General features: G+C 42.3%; 14 protein-coding genes and 2 tRNA genes. 11 read left to right on the top strand and 5 right to left on the bottom strand.

Going from position 1 to position 18,814, the window contains the following annotated elements:
- Positions 1 to 75: 75 nt before the first annotated feature.
- Positions 76 to 261: a hypothetical protein gene (locus tag ACED46_RS12860; protein ID WP_017059179.1), complete on the bottom strand. Its 186-nt coding sequence runs from the start codon at positions 259 to 261 to the stop codon at positions 76 to 78.
- Between the two features lie 273 nt (positions 262 to 534).
- Here ACED46_RS12860 and ACED46_RS12855 point away from each other — a divergent pair, with 273 nt between their 5' ends.
- Positions 535 to 1,194: a DUF2726 domain-containing protein gene (locus ACED46_RS12855; RefSeq protein WP_017065541.1), complete on the top strand. Its 660-nt coding sequence runs from the start codon at positions 535 to 537 to the stop codon at positions 1,192 to 1,194.
- Positions 1,195 to 1,321: 127 nt separating this feature from the next.
- Here the strand turns inward: ACED46_RS12855 and ACED46_RS12850 are convergent, their stop codons facing one another.
- The gene (locus ACED46_RS12850; protein ID WP_371721608.1) at positions 1,322 to 1,936 is read right to left on the bottom strand and encodes a hypothetical protein; all 615 of its coding nucleotides are present in this window, start codon (positions 1,934 to 1,936) and stop codon (positions 1,322 to 1,324) included.
- A 183-nt stretch (positions 1,937 to 2,119) separates the two neighbouring features.
- On the bottom strand, positions 2,120 to 2,335 hold the full coding sequence (locus tag ACED46_RS12845) for a hypothetical protein (protein WP_371721607.1): 216 nt from the start codon (positions 2,333 to 2,335) through the stop codon (positions 2,120 to 2,122).
- A gap of 758 nt (positions 2,336 to 3,093) precedes the next feature.
- Between ACED46_RS12845 and ACED46_RS12840 the strand changes: the two genes are divergently transcribed.
- Together ACED46_RS12840 and ACED46_RS12835 are read left to right on the top strand one after the other, a co-directional pair.
- A tRNA-Val gene (locus ACED46_RS12840) sits at positions 3,094 to 3,170 on the top strand.
- A gap of 69 nt (positions 3,171 to 3,239) precedes the next feature.
- Positions 3,240 to 3,316, top strand: a tRNA-Val gene (locus ACED46_RS12835).
- A 557-nt stretch (positions 3,317 to 3,873) separates the two neighbouring features.
- Here the strand turns inward: ACED46_RS12835 and ACED46_RS12830 are convergent.
- Positions 3,874 to 4,182, bottom strand: a complete 309-nt coding sequence (locus tag ACED46_RS12830) for a hypothetical protein (protein WP_102321029.1) — start codon at positions 4,180 to 4,182, stop codon at positions 3,874 to 3,876.
- On the bottom strand, positions 4,183 to 5,394 hold the full coding sequence (locus ACED46_RS12825; RefSeq protein ID WP_371721606.1) for an Arm DNA-binding domain-containing protein: 1,212 nt from the start codon (positions 5,392 to 5,394) through the stop codon (positions 4,183 to 4,185).
- A 329-nt stretch (positions 5,395 to 5,723) separates the two neighbouring features.
- Here ACED46_RS12825 and ACED46_RS12820 point away from each other — a divergent pair, with 329 nt between their 5' ends.
- From ACED46_RS12820 to ACED46_RS12785, 8 genes are all read left to right on the top strand, one after another.
- A complete protein-coding gene (locus ACED46_RS12820) occupies positions 5,724 to 5,954 on the top strand; it encodes a helix-turn-helix transcriptional regulator (RefSeq protein ID WP_136980188.1) in 231 nt (76 codons plus the stop codon).
- 337 nt (positions 5,955 to 6,291) lie between these two features.
- Positions 6,292 to 8,022: an AAA domain-containing protein gene (locus tag ACED46_RS12815; RefSeq protein WP_371721605.1), complete on the top strand. Its 1,731-nt coding sequence runs from the start codon at positions 6,292 to 6,294 to the stop codon at positions 8,020 to 8,022.
- On the top strand, positions 8,022 to 10,010 hold the full coding sequence (locus ACED46_RS12810) for a UvrD-helicase domain-containing protein (protein ID WP_371721604.1): 1,989 nt from the start codon (positions 8,022 to 8,024) through the stop codon (positions 10,008 to 10,010). The genes ACED46_RS12815 and ACED46_RS12810 overlap by 1 nt, the downstream gene beginning before the upstream one ends.
- Positions 10,011 to 10,138: 128 nt before the next feature.
- Positions 10,139 to 11,785, top strand: coding sequence for an N-6 DNA methylase (locus tag ACED46_RS12805; protein ID WP_371721603.1), 1,647 nt, complete (start codon positions 10,139 to 10,141; stop codon positions 11,783 to 11,785).
- Positions 11,775 to 13,073, top strand: coding sequence for a restriction endonuclease subunit S (locus ACED46_RS12800; RefSeq protein ID WP_371721602.1), 1,299 nt, complete (start codon positions 11,775 to 11,777; stop codon positions 13,071 to 13,073). The genes ACED46_RS12805 and ACED46_RS12800 overlap by 11 nt, the downstream gene beginning before the upstream one ends.
- A 169-nt stretch (positions 13,074 to 13,242) precedes the next feature.
- Positions 13,243 to 14,925, top strand: coding sequence for an SWIM zinc finger domain-containing protein (locus ACED46_RS12795; protein ID WP_102398486.1), 1,683 nt, complete (start codon positions 13,243 to 13,245; stop codon positions 14,923 to 14,925).
- A 132-nt stretch (positions 14,926 to 15,057) separates the two neighbouring features.
- Positions 15,058 to 18,354, top strand: coding sequence for a type I restriction endonuclease subunit R (locus ACED46_RS12790; RefSeq protein ID WP_371721601.1), 3,297 nt, complete (start codon positions 15,058 to 15,060; stop codon positions 18,352 to 18,354).
- Between the two features lie 12 nt (positions 18,355 to 18,366).
- Complete coding sequence (locus ACED46_RS12785) at positions 18,367 to 18,783, top strand: (deoxy)nucleoside triphosphate pyrophosphohydrolase (protein WP_371721600.1); 417 nt, start codon at positions 18,367 to 18,369, stop codon at positions 18,781 to 18,783.
- Positions 18,784 to 18,814 lie beyond the last annotated feature (31 nt).

Here is an 18,814-nt window from a genome sequence, read left to right as displayed (position 1 = left end):
ATCAAAATTTGAGTGAGAAGTGGGGTTTACTTAGCGATATGTCGAGTTTATCTATATCAACATTTTCTAAATGAGTTACTTAGCGACACCTTGAAGCATTTCAACCAATTCTCCTTCTGTCGCTGGTTCGCTAGCGAGTTCAATCACAGCCGAAGCTCCTCCCTTTAACATGTAGGCTTGGGTTCCGCAGTGGTCATAGTGGAACCATTTACCATCTACACATACGTCGGTATAACATCTTGGGTCTTGTTTAAGTTCCATATCAATTTCCTTATTAACATTTGCCTAACGTTTTTCAGACTAGTTGATCACAAATCTAGGTAAATTGATCTAAATCAATCTAGAGTGTAATTGATGATTTAATTATCAAAATAAGAGAGGTGTGTCTAGCGAAGGAGCGACCTCTCGTTGGGCACTGCGCTCAAAGGTCGTGATTCTGGTTGGCAACTCTCGCTCTTTTGCTTGCCAGGTGATGCTTTTCTACATACGCTAGCTACTCTCTTAATCCCTATACAGACTTGATTGTGTTGGAAAATGACTAATATCTTTATCGTTGTAATTGTTCTGGTTGTGTTCTTTTACTTTATTCAAAAGTATGTGGTGAAACACGATGACACCAAAGACCACGCTTATCAGAAGAAAGGCGCGTTGATGTCGGCGCAACAGGCGACATTCTATAATGCGCTAAAATCAGCTGTGGGCAACCATGGGGAAGTGTTTGCTAAAGTCAGCATGTCGAACGTACTTGTTCCTGCTAAGACGAACAATAAGAAGAATTGGTTTATCGCCAACAACAAGATCTCACGTAGTTACTTCGACTTTGTTGTTTGCGACCCGCGAACGCTAGAGCCCCGCGTTATTATCGAACTTGATAACGGCAAAGAGCTCAATAAAGGGAAAGTCGATCGCGAAAAGCTACTAATTCACGTGTGTAAATCGGCAGGTTTACCTCTGATTGGTGCATCTATTAAACACAGCTACCAAGTGAGCCGTTTGAAGAGGTTACTGGCAGCACACATCGATTTAATCGAGCCATCAAAAGAAGTGCGATTTTGTAAGAAGTGTGGTAGCCCAATGATCATCAAACTGGCAAGCCAAGGCGATTACAAAGGCCGACGCTTCTTCACTTGTAGCCGCCAGCCAAACTGCACCTATACCGAAAACTACAACGTTGTATTCGATGTTGAAGAATAGTTGGTATCGATAGTAATGCATCCGGTTGGACTCCATTCAATCGCTTGGATACGAATAAGTTATACAAACTAAAAAGCCGAGCATTGATTATGCTCGGCTTTACTAATATTAAGTGGATTGGTTTAGACTAAAACGCGTAACGCATACCGAGCTGTAGCTCATCTTCGTCGTTATCGCCTTGCCCACCTTCGCCCTCGTCTAACATGTTAAACTTATAACTACCAAAGAAGGCCACATCGCCAATATAACGTGCGTATTCTAGACCGATAAAGTTAATGTCGTAATCTGCAATATCGTCAGCTTCAAAGTAGCTGTAGGTCAGGTTGACGGTGTTGACACCAAACGAGTATCCCAAGTAAGCATCGGCAGAATCGTAGTCTGAATCTTTTACGCCTAGACCTGAAATACTACCAAATTGATAGAGTGCGGCGAACCAAACCCCCTGATCGTTGGTGTACTTAACCGCACCAATATAGGCATCAGAAGTTTCTGTATCTGTCCCAACGCCATAGGTTTCATCACTTGACGCATAACCGACGCCAATATCTAACCCAATCGAAGTGCTGCCGGCGACAACTGCACCGAAGCCGTCACTTTGTGCTGATTCACTATCTGAATTGAAATTGCCATCAATTTGAAAGGTGATGTTGTCGCTTGTCAGTTCATAACGTAAAACATTTTTTGCTCGATCAGCAGTCGACACCGTGTATTCATTGATATAGCCGCTGAAGGTTTCAGCCATATCCGTCCAATCGGTTAAGTAGGTAACGGCATTATTTTGGTGGCCATAATAGACGTTACCGTGATTGGTTTGAACACCCGTATATAAGAATCGAGTGTTAATGCCGATATCATCTGATGCGCCATCTTCAGACTCTGTTAGTTCGAATTCATATTTCCCAAAAAAGGAAACATCGTCCGACGCTTATTGTGTGCCATCGACACTTAAGCGGACACGTGATCTATCACTATAGGTGCTACTATTACCAGCACTTTTATTCGCATCAGAGAAATTCCCTCGAACTTCTGCGCGGCCGCCGATATTGAATACTGTTTCATCTGTCTCATAAATGGTCGCCGCCGATACGGCAGATGTCGATAGTATGCTCACCACTGCAATGGCGATATGTGATTTTTTCATAATTTATTCCCTATTTTTCACACTTGTATTTATCGCAAACCATAAATTCACGTATAGCATTGAATTTAGATTATTGATTCCTACAGGTTATGAATATAGGCGCGCTTTACCATTATGCAAATTTCATTATGTATTACTGTGCTGTATGTATTCAAAATAGCTATGATGTGTGGGGTTGGGTTTTGAATTGCTTATAGATTGTTGCTCTTGAGGGAGATTAATTGTAGCTGATGTTTTTCGACTATAGAGTGCTATCGTATTTATGTATGTTGGTAATAACCCGGCCACTTTATATGAAAAATCCGAATTTAGTCATTGCGGCCTAGTAATTCGATGACGACGATTACAAAATCGTGGTGATTTTTATGAATGATGTATTTCAGTGAGTTACAAAGCCTCTGCGTGCCTTTCACTTATAATGATCAAAATACTACGGTAACCCAATGGGCAAGCAAAATTTTTGACACTAAATATAGGCATTGATCTATACCTGTATGGTTACTGTAAAGGCCAAGAAAAACGGTATAGACAACAAAAATCCCAAATTGAACACATTAGGTTAGTTAATTGGTTGTCATCAAGGATTAGAATTTTTTCTAACTAAACTTTGTTTTTCAGCGGTTTGACGATAATCTGGGTGTAAAATCGACATGTTGTTATGTCTTTGATTGCAAAGTGAGCAAACGAATCGCAAGATGCCAGTTAATACTTGCACCATCTGTTTATCATGGATATCATCGTTGGCGTTCTAAGGGAATGCGTCCGTAGCTCAGTTGGTTAGAGTACCGCCTTGACATGGCGGGGGTCGGTGATTCGAGTTCACTCGGACGCACCATTCCTTATTTGTTTTTATTGCATAACTATTGAGTTTGTCACAATGGTAGTAATAAGAAACTAGAACATCGCCCGCTTAGCTCAGTTGGTTAGAGTACTTGCATGACATGCAAGGTGTCACTGGTTCGAGTCCAGTAGCGGGCACCAAATTCGTTCTTTCTGAACAAGCAAAAAGCCCACCTAGCGTGGGCTTTTTTGTGTCTGCGTTTCTGGAAAGTACCTTAAATAGCATCATTCTTGTCTGCCTCCCCGTTGAATAATTATTGGATGAGCTAAGTGACTCATATCTCTCAAACTCGATTTGTGACCGCGTGGTGACCATGCTGTGACAACCTTCTAAGCATCTACAGTTTGGAGTAACAGAACATTTAAGAAATAGTCATCAGCACATTTTTAAAAAGAATGCTCTCGTTAATCTGAGTCTGGTGCGGTTTGAAGGGTCCAGCAATACGGTTAATGCAAAACTACTATAGAACTTAGGCTCAAGTTATCAACGTTAACTTTGTGCGGCCAGTGAAGTGGGTGTGCAACAAATTATAGTGTTCTTGTTAACGGGTGATGGCTGATGAGTTATTTCAAGGTGAACTAGGCGCCAGTTGTAGGTGAGGGTAGATTCAAGCAGAGTATAGAAATGTTCAAAAATGGGAAATAGAAAAGAGCCAAATAAACATGGGTTCATTTGGCTCTTTTTTGAGTAGCTCTCATTAATGCAATTGCTTCAAAGAAAAACTGATCCGTGATTGCATTGCAATCAACAGCCAACTGGCATCTCGATTATTTGGTTTGTCTTTACATAGATGTAGTGCTTTTAGTACACCGCGCGTGACTGAATCAATAAAGACATGTTCATGATGGAATTTATCTGGCCACAGTTCAGTACGTTGCTTGATAAGTTCGTAAATTTCATCGTATAGCCAATCAATATCTTGATGAGAGATTTTCTGAAAACGCTGAGCCTGAAGAATGTCACAGCACAAACTGGTGCAGTGAATAGCTAGAGGTGAATAAGCCATTTACTTTCCTCCATTTAAATTAGCATCTAATAACTTTTCAAAAGCACTGCCGTCTTGCCTGGTTAGGTTTGGTATATATCGGCTGTAAACTGTGAACAGCATTTTTGTAGTGGTATGGCCCATTTGGCGAGCTATCCACTCAGGTGCTTCTCCGGCTGCTAACCATAATGTTGCAGCCGTATGTCGAGTCTCATAAGGGCGGCGATATTCCATTCCCAAGTTTTTAAGTGTCGGCTTCCAGATTCGGTCTCTGACGTTACCTTTATCTAAAGGGTTTCCAGCTGCATTGCAGAACACATACTCCTTAGTACCAGTCACTTTGTATTGGGATTTTATAGCTTTAAGTACAACAGATGACATTTGAATGTCTCTTGTTGAACCCACCGTTTTCGTTGTGTCTGAACGGCCGTGTACAAACGTTTCTCGAACTGAAATTAAACCACGCTCAAAATCTACGTACTTCCATTTCAGACCATCGATCTCTGAGGTGCGCATTCCGGTGAAGAATCGGACGGTGAAGTAATCTTTAAAATCGGAACGTACCGATGATAAAAACAAGTTCACTTCGTTAAAATCAAACGGGTTTACATTAGTGCGTTCAACACGTAGTGGTTTGATGTTTTCAAACGTCGAACGAAAATCGTAGCGATCTGCGGCTTCGCTCAAAATCATGCGCAGTGGTGTCATGACATGATTAATGAACTCGGCAGATAATTTTTTGCCGTTGTTACGCGGTTTCACTAAAGAAGCACGGTACTTTAAGATGTCAGGTCGAGAGATCTTCGCGACGTCTAAATGCCCGAAGTGGGGTACAAGGTACGACCATAAGTAGACCTTCATACTGTCCTTATAGCTCTCTTTCCAACGCACTTCGTTTTCGTCATACCACTCCTGTGCGAAGCTTTCGAACAAGACAGTTTCAATTCCTTGTAGCTCTTGTACTGCCGTTTTGTAATTACCAAGTAATTCCTGTTTGCGTTTTTGAGCTTGGATGTCTTGTTTCAAAAATGTTTGAGCTTTCTTAGACTCAGGGAAGTACTCACTATATACAAAACAACTCAGGCGAATGTCCGCTTCAATTTGATTTAGCAGTTTCTGTAGCTTGCGTTGGTTTACTTGAGTTGCAGGCAGTGCAGTTTGCTCACGGCAACGCATACCTTCATATCGGAAGTCGAGATAGAGCTTACCGCTACGTGAATTGATACTACCCATGACACACCCTCCCGCCAGCCATTGGAATATACTGAAGGTTACGTGATGCAGATTGGTATAATTCTGCCTCTACCTCTTCCCAAATGTAGAGAATTTTTCTACCATTGAATGGTCGAATGTAGTGTTTGCCTTCGATGAAAATTGAATCTCGCAGAGTCGAATTGATATAGTTGGCGCTAAATTTGATACGACCTGCAAGCTCTTTTGCTGTAAGTAATAATTGGTCCGTTTGACCTCCATTGTTTGTGTTTTAACAAGACACAAAATCAGCTTAACCACACTTTTGTGTTTTATCAAGACACATTATTATATCTTTTAGGAATTAATGTGTGATTAGATATAACTTAAAGGAACTTATTGAGAAAAAATCTTCGGAAGAGGGACGGAAGATCTCTGGAGCTCAAATTGCTGCCGAAATAGGTATTCAGCGTTCGGCCATGGCGAAAATGATTCGAGACGAAGGGTACACTACAACCACAAAAACTCTTGATGCTTTGTGTCAGTACTTTGATTGTGATGTGTCTGATTTAATTATGTTCGAACGTGAGAGTGACGTATAACCATAGGGGTGGCTATGCTCATGTTATGTTTTGCTCATAGTGCTTTATGTAATGCAAACTTAGGGAACTTATTAACAAAAGTCAGAAGATAAGCCCCAAAAATTATTCAATTTTAGGCTTCATCAGTAACCATACTTCCTCATCCTCCTCTTAGAAACCACTGTTACTCATTGAAATTGATTGAGAATATCGGATGATCTTTGTCTACTAATGGATGTAATTAACAATTTAGCTAATGTGTAGTTGACGTGATGGCCGTTCAAAAAATAAGGTATAGTTTATTCGTATTGATGAATATTCTCATTTTTGAGTACAAATTCACGTTGGTAAGCTAGGTATGGAACTCACTCCGGTATTAAAAGAATTACAAGCTTTTGTGTATGCAGAACATGAAGCTAGCATGGAAAACCTTCTAGAAATTTGGAAGAAACCTTTAGAAGAAAAACTATTAAAAGGCGAAACTCAACGAATAGAGTCAGTAAGGTGTTCCGGGTCTAATCATCTGGAAGTCGTATTAGGTGATAACGAATCACGCTTTAGAGAAGGCGACATGATTTGTTTGCATCTTGGCGACCCAAGTAACCATAAGGTATTTGACCAAGTAGCTATTGAAGCTGAAAACGATGGAGAGTGGTTGCTCAAAGTCAAAGTAGATCAAAGCTTACTTCCACAACTAAGTGAAGGCTGTTATGCCGACCCTGCAGGCATGGACTTAAAACCGTTTTATGACAAAGCTTTGGTTGATGTAGCAACATCTAAAGTCGGCAGAGACGTATTGCTACCTATGCTTTCCGGACATTTGAATACGGAAACGATTTATGACGAAGACTTTGATGACGCTGCGGATTATGCCGAATCTCGAGGATTAAATGAAAAGCAGAGTGAAGCTGTTGGGCTTGGTGTCGGTTCTAAATACTTAGCGTGTATTCAAGGTCCTCCCGGAACGGGTAAAACAAAAGTTATTAGTATTATCGCCAAGCTTCTTGTAGAGGCAGGGCAGAGAGTTTTCATGACTTCTCATACCCACATGGCGATCAATAATGCACTCAATAAAATTGTAGAGGAAGGGGTTCCTGTTGCAAAAATTTGTGCGAGTGGCGGTAAGAAATCACTGAGTGATAAGGTTCAGCATTTTGAATACGCATCAAAATGGGAAGATATACCGGACACTGGGTATGTGATTGGTGCGACACCTTTTGCTACCTGTAGTGAGCGACTTGAAAGCTTTACATTCGACACCATTATTTTTGACGAAGCCAGCCAAATTACCGTTCCATTGGCGTTAATGGCAATGAGAAAAGGGTGTCGATTTGTATTCGTTGGGGATCATAAGCAGCTTCCTCCTGTGATACTTTCTCAATCCGTTCTTGAGGACAGTTCGGCTTTCTCTAAGATGATTCTTGGCAATGAAAAGGTTTCGGTATTGTTAAGCCAAACTTATCGGATGTCTCCAGCCTTAACTGAATGGCCTAGTAACTGTTATTACAAGGGCGAATTAGAATCGAAAAGACCACCAACGCTGTCATCATTTTCTCTACCTAAAAAACCTCACAAGTATTCTGAGGTCCTCTCTAGCAATCGGCCTTCTGTATTCATAAAAACTCCAGGGGTCAATGCCCGAAGTGTAAATAGAAAAGAAGCGGCGTTAGTGGCCGATTTGATAACCGCGGCTGTTGAAGCGGGTCTATCTGCTGAAGAGATAGGTGTCGTTACACCGTTTCGGGGTCATGCCAAAGCTCTAAAGTCTTGCCTTCAGGATAAGTTAGGGATATTTGGATCAAAATTAGTGGTAACGGATACTGTGGAAAGGATGCAAGGCCAAGAGCGGGAAATGATTATAGTTTCATTCTGCTCCTCAGATCCGCAATACATTAGCGCTATCGCTGAATTCTTTTTCCAAGCGGAACGTCTCAATGTCGCCATTACTAGACCCCAGACTAAGTTGGTGATTGTAGGTCCCGAAATCCCAGAAGGCATGCTGCAACAGGTGGATGATCCTAAGGTGCGACAAAACATTGAAGATTATAAATCTCTGGTTCGTCACTGTTATAAGGTGGAAGTAGATTAATGGCACATATAGATACGATTACAGGCTTAGACCGCAAGCATCGACGTCATTGCAAAAAGGTATTCAATAAACTCAATGACGAATTTTTTATTCGTGAGTCATTATTAGAGTCTCTACAAGTTGCTCCTTGTATTATTGAGGGGCCTTGCAATAGTTGGGTGTTTGTTGGAGTCCATTCAGAGAAACCAGATAGTATTAGTCTTTCTAAATTGTTGAAGTTTAATGACTCGATGTTGACGTTAGGTTTAAAGCCTATTCAGTATCTAGCTGTCGTCGATAATATGATTGTGGAAGAAGAAAGTACTTTCCCAATTGACGGTTCTCTCCAAGTTGATAGTTCTTTCTCTGATTATGTACAAATAATTGAGAACAAAACGTTTATTGAGCGTGGTGAAAAACTAATCCACGCCGCACTAACCGAGTTCACAATCGACTCACATTCACGAATCAAGCGCACGTTTTTTCCGGAGTCGGTTATTCCCGCACAGTGTAGTACTCGTCGAGGAAAAACCTCCGTAGACAATACCGCAAAGCTGCTCCCATTTTTTTTAGATTACGATCAAGAATTGGCTACTAGGCTAGATATGGTTGAGTCTGTCGATTCTGAAGAAGAAGGTCAGGAAGACATTTCAGTAAGGTTGATAAATGGGGTCGCTGGGAGTGGGAAAACTCTGATTTTAATTAATCGTGCAGTTTTGTATTGTAAAAAATACCCGGAAAAAAAGGTCCTTCTTGCGATACACAATAAGCCAGTGACGGAAGATATTAAGTACAGGTTCGAAACCTGGCTTAAAGGTAAACCTGATAACCTTGAAATTACCACCTTTCACTCGTTTGCGCTAAAGCAGTACAGTAAAAGCCATCAGCGTGTTAAGCCAGTATTTGGCGATGCGAATATGAAAGAAGAAAAGAAGACCGTTTTAAGTGATAAAAATGAAGCTTACACGCAACTATCGTTAACAGATGAGCAGATTTGGTCCGAACTAGAGTACATCAATGACTATTTAATTAAAGACAAAGAAGAGTACTTGGAATTCGATCGACAGGGTCGTGGGTTTGCACTACAAAAAAGTCAGCGAGAACATATTTGGCAGCTATATGTTGATTTTTCTGCTCGGTTGTCGTCGGTTAAGAAATACCTACCGAGTTTGTATATTAAGGAAGTTGCGTTATCAGACAAGCCTCTTGAACAGTTTGATCACATACTGCTTGATGAGGCTCAATTCTTCGCGCCATCTTGGTTACAGTTAATTAAACGCTCATTGACGCCGGGGGGACAATTATTTATTTGTGCTGATCCCAACCAAGGTTTCTTAAAAAGCCGTTTAAGCTGGAAGAGCGTAGGTTTGAATGTTCGAGGGCGCACTAAGCGTTTGAATCATTCTTACAGAACGACTTATGAAATAATGGTCGCTGCGAACGCTCTGCTCGATGATCTCGAAGGAAGCCCTGAAGATTACGTGAAGCCTGACTATGAAAAAATGGCAAGAGGACACAAACCCCAAATTATATATTCTCGAAATGCTCAAGATGAGAAAAAGAGGTTCCTGAACGAACTCGCAGCCCTGGTGCTGTTGGGAACAGTCGCTCTTCATCAGATCATGGTTTTATGTAGCCCAGAGTATAATCCATGGTCGCTAAAGCAAGACATTGAAAAACGTATTGGTTCAAACAAGGTCATTAACTACAACAACTCCAAAGAGTTAGCGGATAACGTAGGCAGCAAAATTAGGCTACTTAATATCAATAGTTGTACGGGTATGGAGTCTGGTACGGTGTTCGTTCTTGGTTGTGGTCAAATAATTAACCAGCCTAAGAATCTAGAGTTGAGTGATTCGGAAAGAGAAGAAGTATTGCAAGAATCAATGCGTAAACTTTATGTAGCAATGACTAGAGCTGGGCAAAAGTTAGTGGTTTTCAGTACTGAAGAGTTTCCAATTAGCGTTGAAAAACATATTGAAATTACGGGAGAAGTTACCCAAATTTAGTTGCTATTTATTTATCATAAGTAACTCTTAATCAATGCAAAAAGTCGCATTTACGATACAATACCACGCAATAAATCTTGGCTCTGCTGTTAAGAGCCAAGTCCTACATTATTCGAGTAATTAAGAACATGGCAAAAGCACCCGCTAACAAGAAAACTGCCTCAAAAGCTAAGCCCGCTTCAAAAACTAAAAAAGCGACCAAAGGCTTTGAAGAGACCCTTTGGGATACCGCTAATCAGCTGCGTGGCAGTGTTGAGTCATCTGAATACAAACACGTGGTATTAAGCCTTGTGTTCTTAAAGTTCATCAGCGACAAGTTTGAAGCACGCCGTCAGAAGATGATAGACGACGGGCAAGAAGCTTTTGTTGAGATGAAAGAGTTCTACCAACAAGACAACATCTTCTTTTTACCAGAAGATGCGCGTTGGTCATTTGTTAAAGCACGCGCTAAGCAAGATGATATCGCCATCATCATTGATACCGCTTTATCGACTATTGAAAAAAACAACCCAAGCTTGAAAGATGCTCTGCCAGACAACTACTTCTCGCGCCAAGGTTTGGAAGTGAAAAAGCTGGCGTCACTTATCGATAGCATTGAAAACATCGATACGCTGGCGAACGAATGTGACATGAGCGAAGAGGACTTAGTCGGTCGTGTTTACGAATACTTCCTAGGCAAGTTTGCAGCAACCGAAGGCAAAGGTGGTGGCGAGTTCTATACGCCTAAGTCAGTGGTAACACTGTTAGCTGAAATGCTCGAACCCTACCAAGGTAAGATCTACGATCCGGCTTGTGGCTCCGGCGGTATGTTTGTTCAGTCTTTAAAGTTCATTAAAGAGCACGAAGGGCGCACCAAAGATATCGCGATTTATGGCCAAGAGCTGACCTCGACCACTTATAAACTGGCGAAGATGAACTTAGCCATTCGCGGCTTATCAGGCAATTTGGGTGAGCGTGCAGCCGATACCTTTTTTGCTGATCAGCATAAAGACTTGAAAGCCGATTACATCATGGCTAACCCACCGTTTAACCTTAAAGGTTGGCGTAATAAAGCAGAGCTAACCGATGATGCGCGCTTTGCTGGCTATCGTACACCGCCAACAGGTAATGCCAACTACGGTTGGATTTTGCACATGCTCTCTAAGTTAAGTGAAACAGGCACGGCAGGTTTTGTATTAGCGAACGGCTCAATGAGTTCAAACACGTCCGGTGAAGGGGAAATCCGCCAGCAGCTTATCGAGAACGATCGCGTTGAATGTATGATTGCTCTGCCGGGGCAGCTGTTCTTTACTACGCAGATCCCTGTGTGCATTTGGTTTATCACTAAAGACAAAACCGAGAACACCACCAAAGGTTTCCGTAACCGCCAAAAAGAGACGCTGTTTATTGATGCCCGTGAAATGGGCACCATGATTAGCCGCACCAATAAAGAGCTGACTAAAGACGACATCGCGCTGATTGCCGACACATACCATGCTTGGCGTTGTGATGACGCAGAACTCAAAGCGCGTATTGAGCGTGGTGACGGTAAAGTAGAGAAGTATCAAGACCAAGCTGGTTTTAGCAAGTCAGCGACCATTGCCGACATTGAAGCCAATGATTTTGTACTTACTCCGGGGCGTTATGTTGGCGCAGCTGACGTAGAAGATGATGGCATTCCGTTTGCTGAAAAGATGACGATATTGACTTCAAAGCTAAGTAAACAGTTTGCCGAGTCCGCAACCTTAGAAGCCGAGATTAAGAAGAACCTAGCGGGGTTAGGTTATGAGCTTTGAACTTCACGTTCCTGAAGGGTGGTATCAGGTAAAACTCAGCGACCTAGGTGAAGTAAATCGAGGGCGTTCACGTCATCGTCCACGAGATGCGGCTCACTTGTACGGTGGGCCTTACCCATTTGTTCAAACTGGTGATGTAAAGGCTTCTAAAGGCCGCATTACCCAACACTCTCAGACGTATAGCGAAGAGGGTTTAGCTCAGAGTCGGTTATGGCCGAAAGGTACTATGTGTATCACCATAGCCGCAAACATAGCCGAAACAGGGATACTTACTTATCCAGCTTGTTTTCCAGATAGCGTAATTGGATTTATAGCTGATGAATCGAAGTGTAATGTTTACTTCATAGAGTACGTATTCCGATTGTTAAGGAAGCGCATTCAGGCACAAGCTACTGGTAGTGTACAAGACAATATAAACCTGCAAACTCTTGAACGTCTGTTGTTTCCGATTCCTGCTTTAGAAGAGCAAAATCGTATTGCTGCGGTTTTAGGCGAGCTGGATGATAAGATTCACCTCAACTATGAGATAAACCAAACCCTAGAAGAAATGGCGCAAGCCATTTTCAAGTCATGGTTTGTCGACTTCGATCCAGTGAAAGCCAAAATGAATGGCGAGCAGCCAGAGGGTATGGATACTGCGACTGCCTCGCTATTCCCAGAAAAGCTAGTTGAGTCTGAGTTGGGTTTTATTCCAGAGGGATGGGAAGTTGATTCATTGTCATCAGTCGTAGATGTCATTATGGGTCAGTCACCTAAAGGGACCACATACAATGACCAGAATGTAGGAACGCCTTTGGTGAACGGTCCTGTGGAGTTTGGTGTTTATCACCCTGTTGCTCAAAAATGGACAACAGCGCCTACAAAATTGTCTAAAGATAAGGATCTCATCGTATGCGTTCGCGGTTCAACTACTGGTCGTTATGTAGTAAGTGATGGCGAATATTGCCTAGGTAGAGGTGTATGTTCTGTACGATCCGATGATTATCCAGCTTTTGCCAATTACCTATTTAAAAGCCAGTTAAATAACTTATTGATCCTTACAACAGGCTCAACATTCCCTAGTTGGAGCGGACCTACGCTCAAGCATTTCAAAGTAGTTGTTCCACCTAAAAGCATCATCGAGAAGTATGAGGCCATTGTTGGGAATCTGTGTTCTATGATGGCTCAAAATACTGGTGAAAATGAATCGCTTGCATCGCTACGTGACACGCTACTTCCTAAATTGCTTTCCGGCGAAATCGATTTAGAAAACGTGCAAGTAGAGCAAGCTAAAGCACTAGCAGAGTAACCTTTCGTCATTCCAGAAAGTGAGGAACGAACTTATCAGGAATCTCGTTTTTGGTGTGGATGAAAAGCGAGATCTCAGATACCTCGCGCCTCGGTTCTGAGATAACGAAGGTGGGAATTAGATGAATCCGAAATAGAACAAAGCAAAGCGTAGGTGGAACCATAATATAATGAACGCAACTAATACTCGTGAAATCGACATTTCTGAATTGACGACACTGTGTGAAACAAGCACTTTGCAAAAAGGCATCTTGCTTTCACGCAGTGGTGCAGTACGCAAGCTTAACCTTGTTGGCAACACCGCGACCGCACAGGTCAAAGGCAGCCTCAATTATCAAGTGAGCCTCGATTTCACTGGCGATCTGGTTGGCACTTGTACTTGCCCTGCGGCGCAATATCAAATGCTGTGCAAGCACGGCGTGGCGGTTGCCCTTTGCCTACAAGACCAAGAACAAGCTTTAAACCAAAGTAGTGAACGAGATACCATAAAAAATCACCTGCAAAGCCTTGGTGAAGAGGCCATGGTAGAGATGCTACTCGAATACCTAGAAGAAGATGAGTACACATGGAATGCACTGCTGACAAAAATTGAAATACGCGAAAAGCCAGCCGTATATGGCGAGCTGAAAAAGTTGGTTACCCAAGCCTTACCGCGAGAACAGCTCTGGGATTGGCGAGAAAGCCATGATTATTTCAACTCAGCAGAAATTCAATTGAACATGATCATTGAATCAATGCAAAGCCTTAACGCCGATCATCAATGGAAATTAATCAACTACCTTGTTGAACGGTTGAATAAGGTGCTAGAGCAAATTGATGACTCCAATGGCGATCGTTATGGCATTGAAAGCATGATTAACGAACACATGCCAAAGACGCTGGCAAAGCTTAATTGGAGTGAGCAAGAGAAAGCGCAGTGGATGTTTGAGCGTTTGACCCATTACGAATTTGACGTATTTCCTTCGATTGAAGAGAGTTTTGGAGCGATTTGGCAATCTAACACCCACTTTCTAACCTTATGCCGCCAAGCGATAGATCAAGCATCGCAAGATGAGAGTAGCTGGAACTTACGCTCATGGGCAGTTCCGTTAATGAAACACAGCTCCGATTGGCGTGAAGTGGCGGAAATTAAACAAAAAATAGCACGAACGTGTCGAGATTATCTTGAAGTTGTTGATATGTTCATTGATGAGCAAGAGCCGTTAGAAGCTGAGTTTTGGTTAGCTAAGGCGAAAAAAATGGCGAGTGATTATGAACTTCGTGCGTGCGAACAAGCTCAATTCCGTCTTTATGTTGAACTAGGTGAAATCCATTCTGCATGGGTATTAGCTAACCGTTTGTTAGAACAATCACCAAGCTTTCAATATTATCAACAGTTAGCGAAGTTTAAAGCCAATTACCAAATTGATGATGTTGAATTTTTCTCCCGCACTGAACTGCTACTTGCCAATGCCTATCAACAACCAGACCGCTATAATCAAGCTTCTGATCGTACGGATGCCTTGGTTCTGTTCTATATCGATAACCAGCAATTAGACAAAGCGTGCGAATGGGTTGCCGAACATAAAATATCAATACAAGGACTTATTTCGCTTGCCGATCATATTGTGGATGATAAACCTGAAAATACGCTGGATTATTATCTGCGAGCAGTCTCATCTTATATCGAACAGACCAATAATACGGCTTACGATCAAGCTTTAGAGTTACTTCGACGTTTAGAGAATATGCTGAAATCGCATCCTACTCAATTGGCGACATTTTATAGTCAGGTGGCGCAACTCGCTACCACGTACAAGCGTAAGCGTAATATGTTCGCTTTAATTCAGAAATATTATTCAAAATATATCTGATTCTGCGGAGGTGACAAGATCTGCGGTGTTGAGAAAATGGAACAAAGCCCGAAACCGAGTTACTACAAAACAAATTTAAATAACTCAATTTAGAAAACAACAAACAACGTCAAACAGCAGTAGGAAAAGGCGATGAGCTTAAAATTTACTGAAGCCAAACTCGAACAGGCCATTATTGAGCTATTGGGTGAGCAAGGCTACCCACACGTAGTGGGTGAACAAATAGCGCGTGAAGACAAAGAACAAGTACTCATCTTAGATGACTTACGCCGCTACCTTGCCAAGCAGTACCGAGGCGATGCTATAACCGAGAGCGAAATTGACACCATTGTTCGTATGATCTCAACGTTGCCTGCCAGTGATTTATACCATAGCAATAAAACCTTCTGCCAATGGCTAACCAATGGCTTTCTGTTTAAGCGTGAAGATCGCTCAAAGAAAGACCTCTATATTGAGTTAATCGACACAAGACATTTGGCACAAGCCTTACGCTTGATGTTTGTCCCGTTGCTAGAGAATAAATCTAAATCAGATAATACTGATAGAGAAGTTGCAGAGGGTAATGTTAGTTACTTAGAAACATATCGCCTAGACCCGACTGATACCAATATCTATAAAATCGTTAACCAGCTAGAGATTGAAGGTGTCGATGAACAAGTTCGAATCCCTGATGGCATCCTTTATGTGAACGGCTTACCGCTGGTGGTGTTTGAATTCAAAAGTGCCGTGCGAGAGAAAGACGCGACCATCTTTGATGCATGGAAGCAAATTTGCGTTCGTTATCGCCGTGATATTCCCAAGCTGTTCGTCTACAACGCGATGTGCATCATCAGCGATGGCGTGAACAACAAAATGGGCAACCTGTTTGCGCCGTATGAGTTTTTTTACGCGTGGCGCAAAGTAACGGGCAACGAGTCTACCGAAAAAGAGGGTATTAATTCCCTCTACACCATGATTGCCGGGTTGTTTAACCAAACTCGATTACTTGATGTAGTGAAGAACTTTGTCTTCTTCCCTGATACCTCTAAGAAAGAGATAAAAGTCTGTTGTCGTTACCCGCAGTACTACGCAGCGCGTAAGCTTTACTACAACATCGACAAAGAACGTAAGCCATACGGTAGTGGTAAAGGCGGTACTTACTTTGGTGCAACAGGGTGTGGTAAGAGCTTTACCATGCAGTTTCTATCTCGCCTATTGATGAAAAGCATCGATTTTGAAAGCCCGACCATTGTACTTATTACCGACCGCAACGATCTCGATGACCAGCTTTCTAAACAGTTCTGTAATGCCTCTGATTACATTGGTGATGAGATGGTGGTGCCAGTTAAAAGCCGTCAAGATTTAAGAGATAAGCTACAAGGCATCAAGAGTGGTGGTGTGTTCCTGACTACCATTCATAAGTTCACCGAAGACATCGAATTGCTTTCAGAGCGTACAAACATCATCTGTATTTCTGATGAAGCGCACCGTTCACAGGTCAACCTCGATAAGAAAGTGGTGATCAAATATCAAGATGGTGTAGCCGTCGATGTGAAAGAGACATACGGCTTTGCTAAGTATCTACACGACTCTCTGCCAAGCGCGACTTACGTTGGCTTCACCGGAACGCCGATCGATGCCACCCTTGATGTATTCGGTGATGCAGTAGACAGCTACACCATGACAGAATCTGTTAATGATGAAATTACGGTTCGTATTGTTTATGAAGGCCGAGCCGCTAAAGTCATTCTTGATAACAGCAAGCTTGAAGAGGTCGAGAAATACTACCAAGCGTGCGCAGAAGCGGGCACCAATGAACATCAGATAGAAGAGAGCAAGAAAGCTTCTGCCAATATGAACGCGATTCTTGGCGACCCTGACCGTATTGAAGCTTTGGCGAAAGACTTTGTTGAACATTATGAAGGGCGAGTTAAAGAAGGTTCCACGATAAAGGGCAAGGCGATGTTTGTCTGTGCGAGTCGTGAAATTGCGTTTGATTTCTATAAGCAAGTCAAAATATTAAGGCCAGAATGGTTTGAGGAAAAGCTATCAATTGATGGCGTCGAGCTGACTGATAAAGAGAAAGAAGAGTTAAAGCCACTTGCGATGGTGCAAATGGTGATGACGCGCGGCAAAGACGATGATCCTGATCAGTACAGCCTGTTAGGAACCAAGGAATATCGAAAATCGCTCGACCAGCAGTTTAAGAGTCCTAAGTCGAATTTCAAAATAGCCATTGTAGTCGACATGTGGTTAACAGGTTTTGACGTTCCTGAATTGGATACTATCTACATCGATAAGCCGTTGCAGAAACACAACCTGATTCAAACCATCTCACGTGTTAACCGTAAGTTTGAAGGCAAGGCGAAAGGGCTGGTTGTCGATTACATTGGTATCAAGTCGCGAATGAATCAAGCCTTAGCAATGTATTCAAAGGCTGATGAGACTAACTTTGAAGATATTCGTTTTTCTGTCATTGAGGTGAAGAACCACCTCGATCTATTAAGACAGATGTTCCACAAGCTCGATACGTCATGTTATTACACAGGAGAGCCGTGTAAGCAGCTGGAGTGCCTTAATCAGTCGGCAGAATACATCCTTCAAACCAAGAAAGGCGAAACCCGATTCATGGCTTTAGTGGGCCGTATGAAGGCGGCTTATGATGTTTGCTGTGGTAGTGAATTGTTATCTCAGCAAGAGCGTGACCAAATTCACTTCTATATCGCAGTGCGCTCTATCATCTTTAAGCTAACCAAAGGTGATGCACCAGACACGGCACAAATGAATAGACGTGTTCGTGAGTTAGTGGCAGAAGCACTTCGTGCCGATGGAGTAGAAGAGATCTTTACGATTGGTGATGAGCACGCCGAAGCTATCGATATTTTTGACGAAGATTACCTAGCTCGTATCAACAAGATTAAGCTGCCAAACACCAAGATTCAGTTGCTTCAAAAGCTGTTAGAGAAGGCGATAAGTGATTTTAAAAAGGTCAACCAGCTGCAAGGCATGAACTTCTCTAAGCGCTTCCAATCGCTGGTGGAGCAGTATAACGAACGCCGTGAAAATGATGTGTTGAATGGCGAGGAGTTCGATACCTTCTCTCAAGAAATGACGGACATTATCTTTGATATCGTGAAAGAAATGGGCTCGTTTGAAGACCTAGGCATCGACCTAGAAGAGAAAGCGTTCCTCGATATCTTGAACCACATGCGCAAGAAGTACGATTTCACTTACGACGATGACAAGATGCTCGAACTGGCGAAGGAGATGAAAACCACAGTAGACAATGTCGCTCAATACCCAGACTGGGCAGGCCGCGATGACATCAAAGCCAAGTTGAAAGTGGATTTAATCTTACTGCTACACAAATACGGCTTCCCACCAGTTGCCAATGATGATGTTTACAAAGGCGTGCTAGAGCAGGCTGAGAATTATAAGAAGAATAGTTAGGGGCAAGTGAATATGGTTAAAAAAATAGAAGTAGTAGCGGCCATTATTCAACATGAAGATAAAACTTTGTGTGTTCAGCGCGGTCCTTCAAAGTTAGCTTATATCCATGAGAAGTTTGAATTTCCCGGCGGGAAAGTGGAAGTAGGTGAGCAGAGAGAAGAAGCCATTAAAAGAGAGTTGAATGAAGAGCTGCATCTGAATATCGAACATGTAGATTATTTCATGACGGTTGAGCATGCTTACCCTGACTTTCATATCACGATGCACGCTTATTTATGTCCTGTCGAAAACCGAAAGATAGTACTTACTGAGCATATTCAAGCATTGTGGTTAAATCTCGATGAACTAACTTCTTTAGATTGGGCTGCAGCTGATGTTCCCATAGTTACAAAGTTGCAAGCAAACCAGGGCGGGATCGCACTTTGTTAACAAATATGATCTAATAGTGCTAAATCCACAA

The sequence above is a fragment of the Vibrio sp. 1S139 genome, from assembly GCF_041439475.1.
Classification (GTDB): domain Bacteria; phylum Pseudomonadota; class Gammaproteobacteria; order Enterobacterales; family Vibrionaceae; genus Vibrio; species Vibrio crassostreae_C.
This window is presented reverse-complemented; position numbering and strand designations above follow the sequence as displayed.

Coding starts and splice junctions, on each gene's coding strand:
- ACED46_RS12850 (WP_371721608.1), bottom strand. CDS start 1,936: ATGGCTGAAACCTTCAGCGGCTATATCAATGAATACACGGTGTCGACT.
- ACED46_RS12800 (WP_371721602.1), top strand. CDS start 11,775: ATGAGCTTTGAACTTCACGTTCCTGAAGGGTGGTATCAGGTAAAACTC.
- ACED46_RS12815 (WP_371721605.1), top strand. CDS start 6,292: ATGGAACTCACTCCGGTATTAAAAGAATTACAAGCTTTTGTGTATGCA.
- ACED46_RS12790 (WP_371721601.1), top strand. CDS start 15,058: ATGAGCTTAAAATTTACTGAAGCCAAACTCGAACAGGCCATTATTGAG.
- ACED46_RS12845 (WP_371721607.1), bottom strand. CDS start 2,335: ATGAAAAAATCACATATCGCCATTGCAGTGGTGAGCATACTATCGACA.
- ACED46_RS12805 (WP_371721603.1), top strand. CDS start 10,139: ATGGCAAAAGCACCCGCTAACAAGAAAACTGCCTCAAAAGCTAAGCCC.
- ACED46_RS12860 (WP_017059179.1), bottom strand. CDS start 261: ATGGAACTTAAACAAGACCCAAGATGTTATACCGACGTATGTGTAGAT.
- ACED46_RS12825 (WP_371721606.1), bottom strand. CDS start 5,394: ATGGGTAGTATCAATTCACGTAGCGGTAAGCTCTATCTCGACTTCCGA.
- ACED46_RS12810 (WP_371721604.1), top strand. CDS start 8,022: ATGGCACATATAGATACGATTACAGGCTTAGACCGCAAGCATCGACGT.
- ACED46_RS12785 (WP_371721600.1), top strand. CDS start 18,367: ATGGTTAAAAAAATAGAAGTAGTAGCGGCCATTATTCAACATGAAGAT.
- ACED46_RS12855 (WP_017065541.1), top strand. CDS start 535: ATGACTAATATCTTTATCGTTGTAATTGTTCTGGTTGTGTTCTTTTAC.
- ACED46_RS12830 (WP_102321029.1), bottom strand. CDS start 4,182: ATGGCTTATTCACCTCTAGCTATTCACTGCACCAGTTTGTGCTGTGAC.
- ACED46_RS12795 (WP_102398486.1), top strand. CDS start 13,243: ATGAACGCAACTAATACTCGTGAAATCGACATTTCTGAATTGACGACA.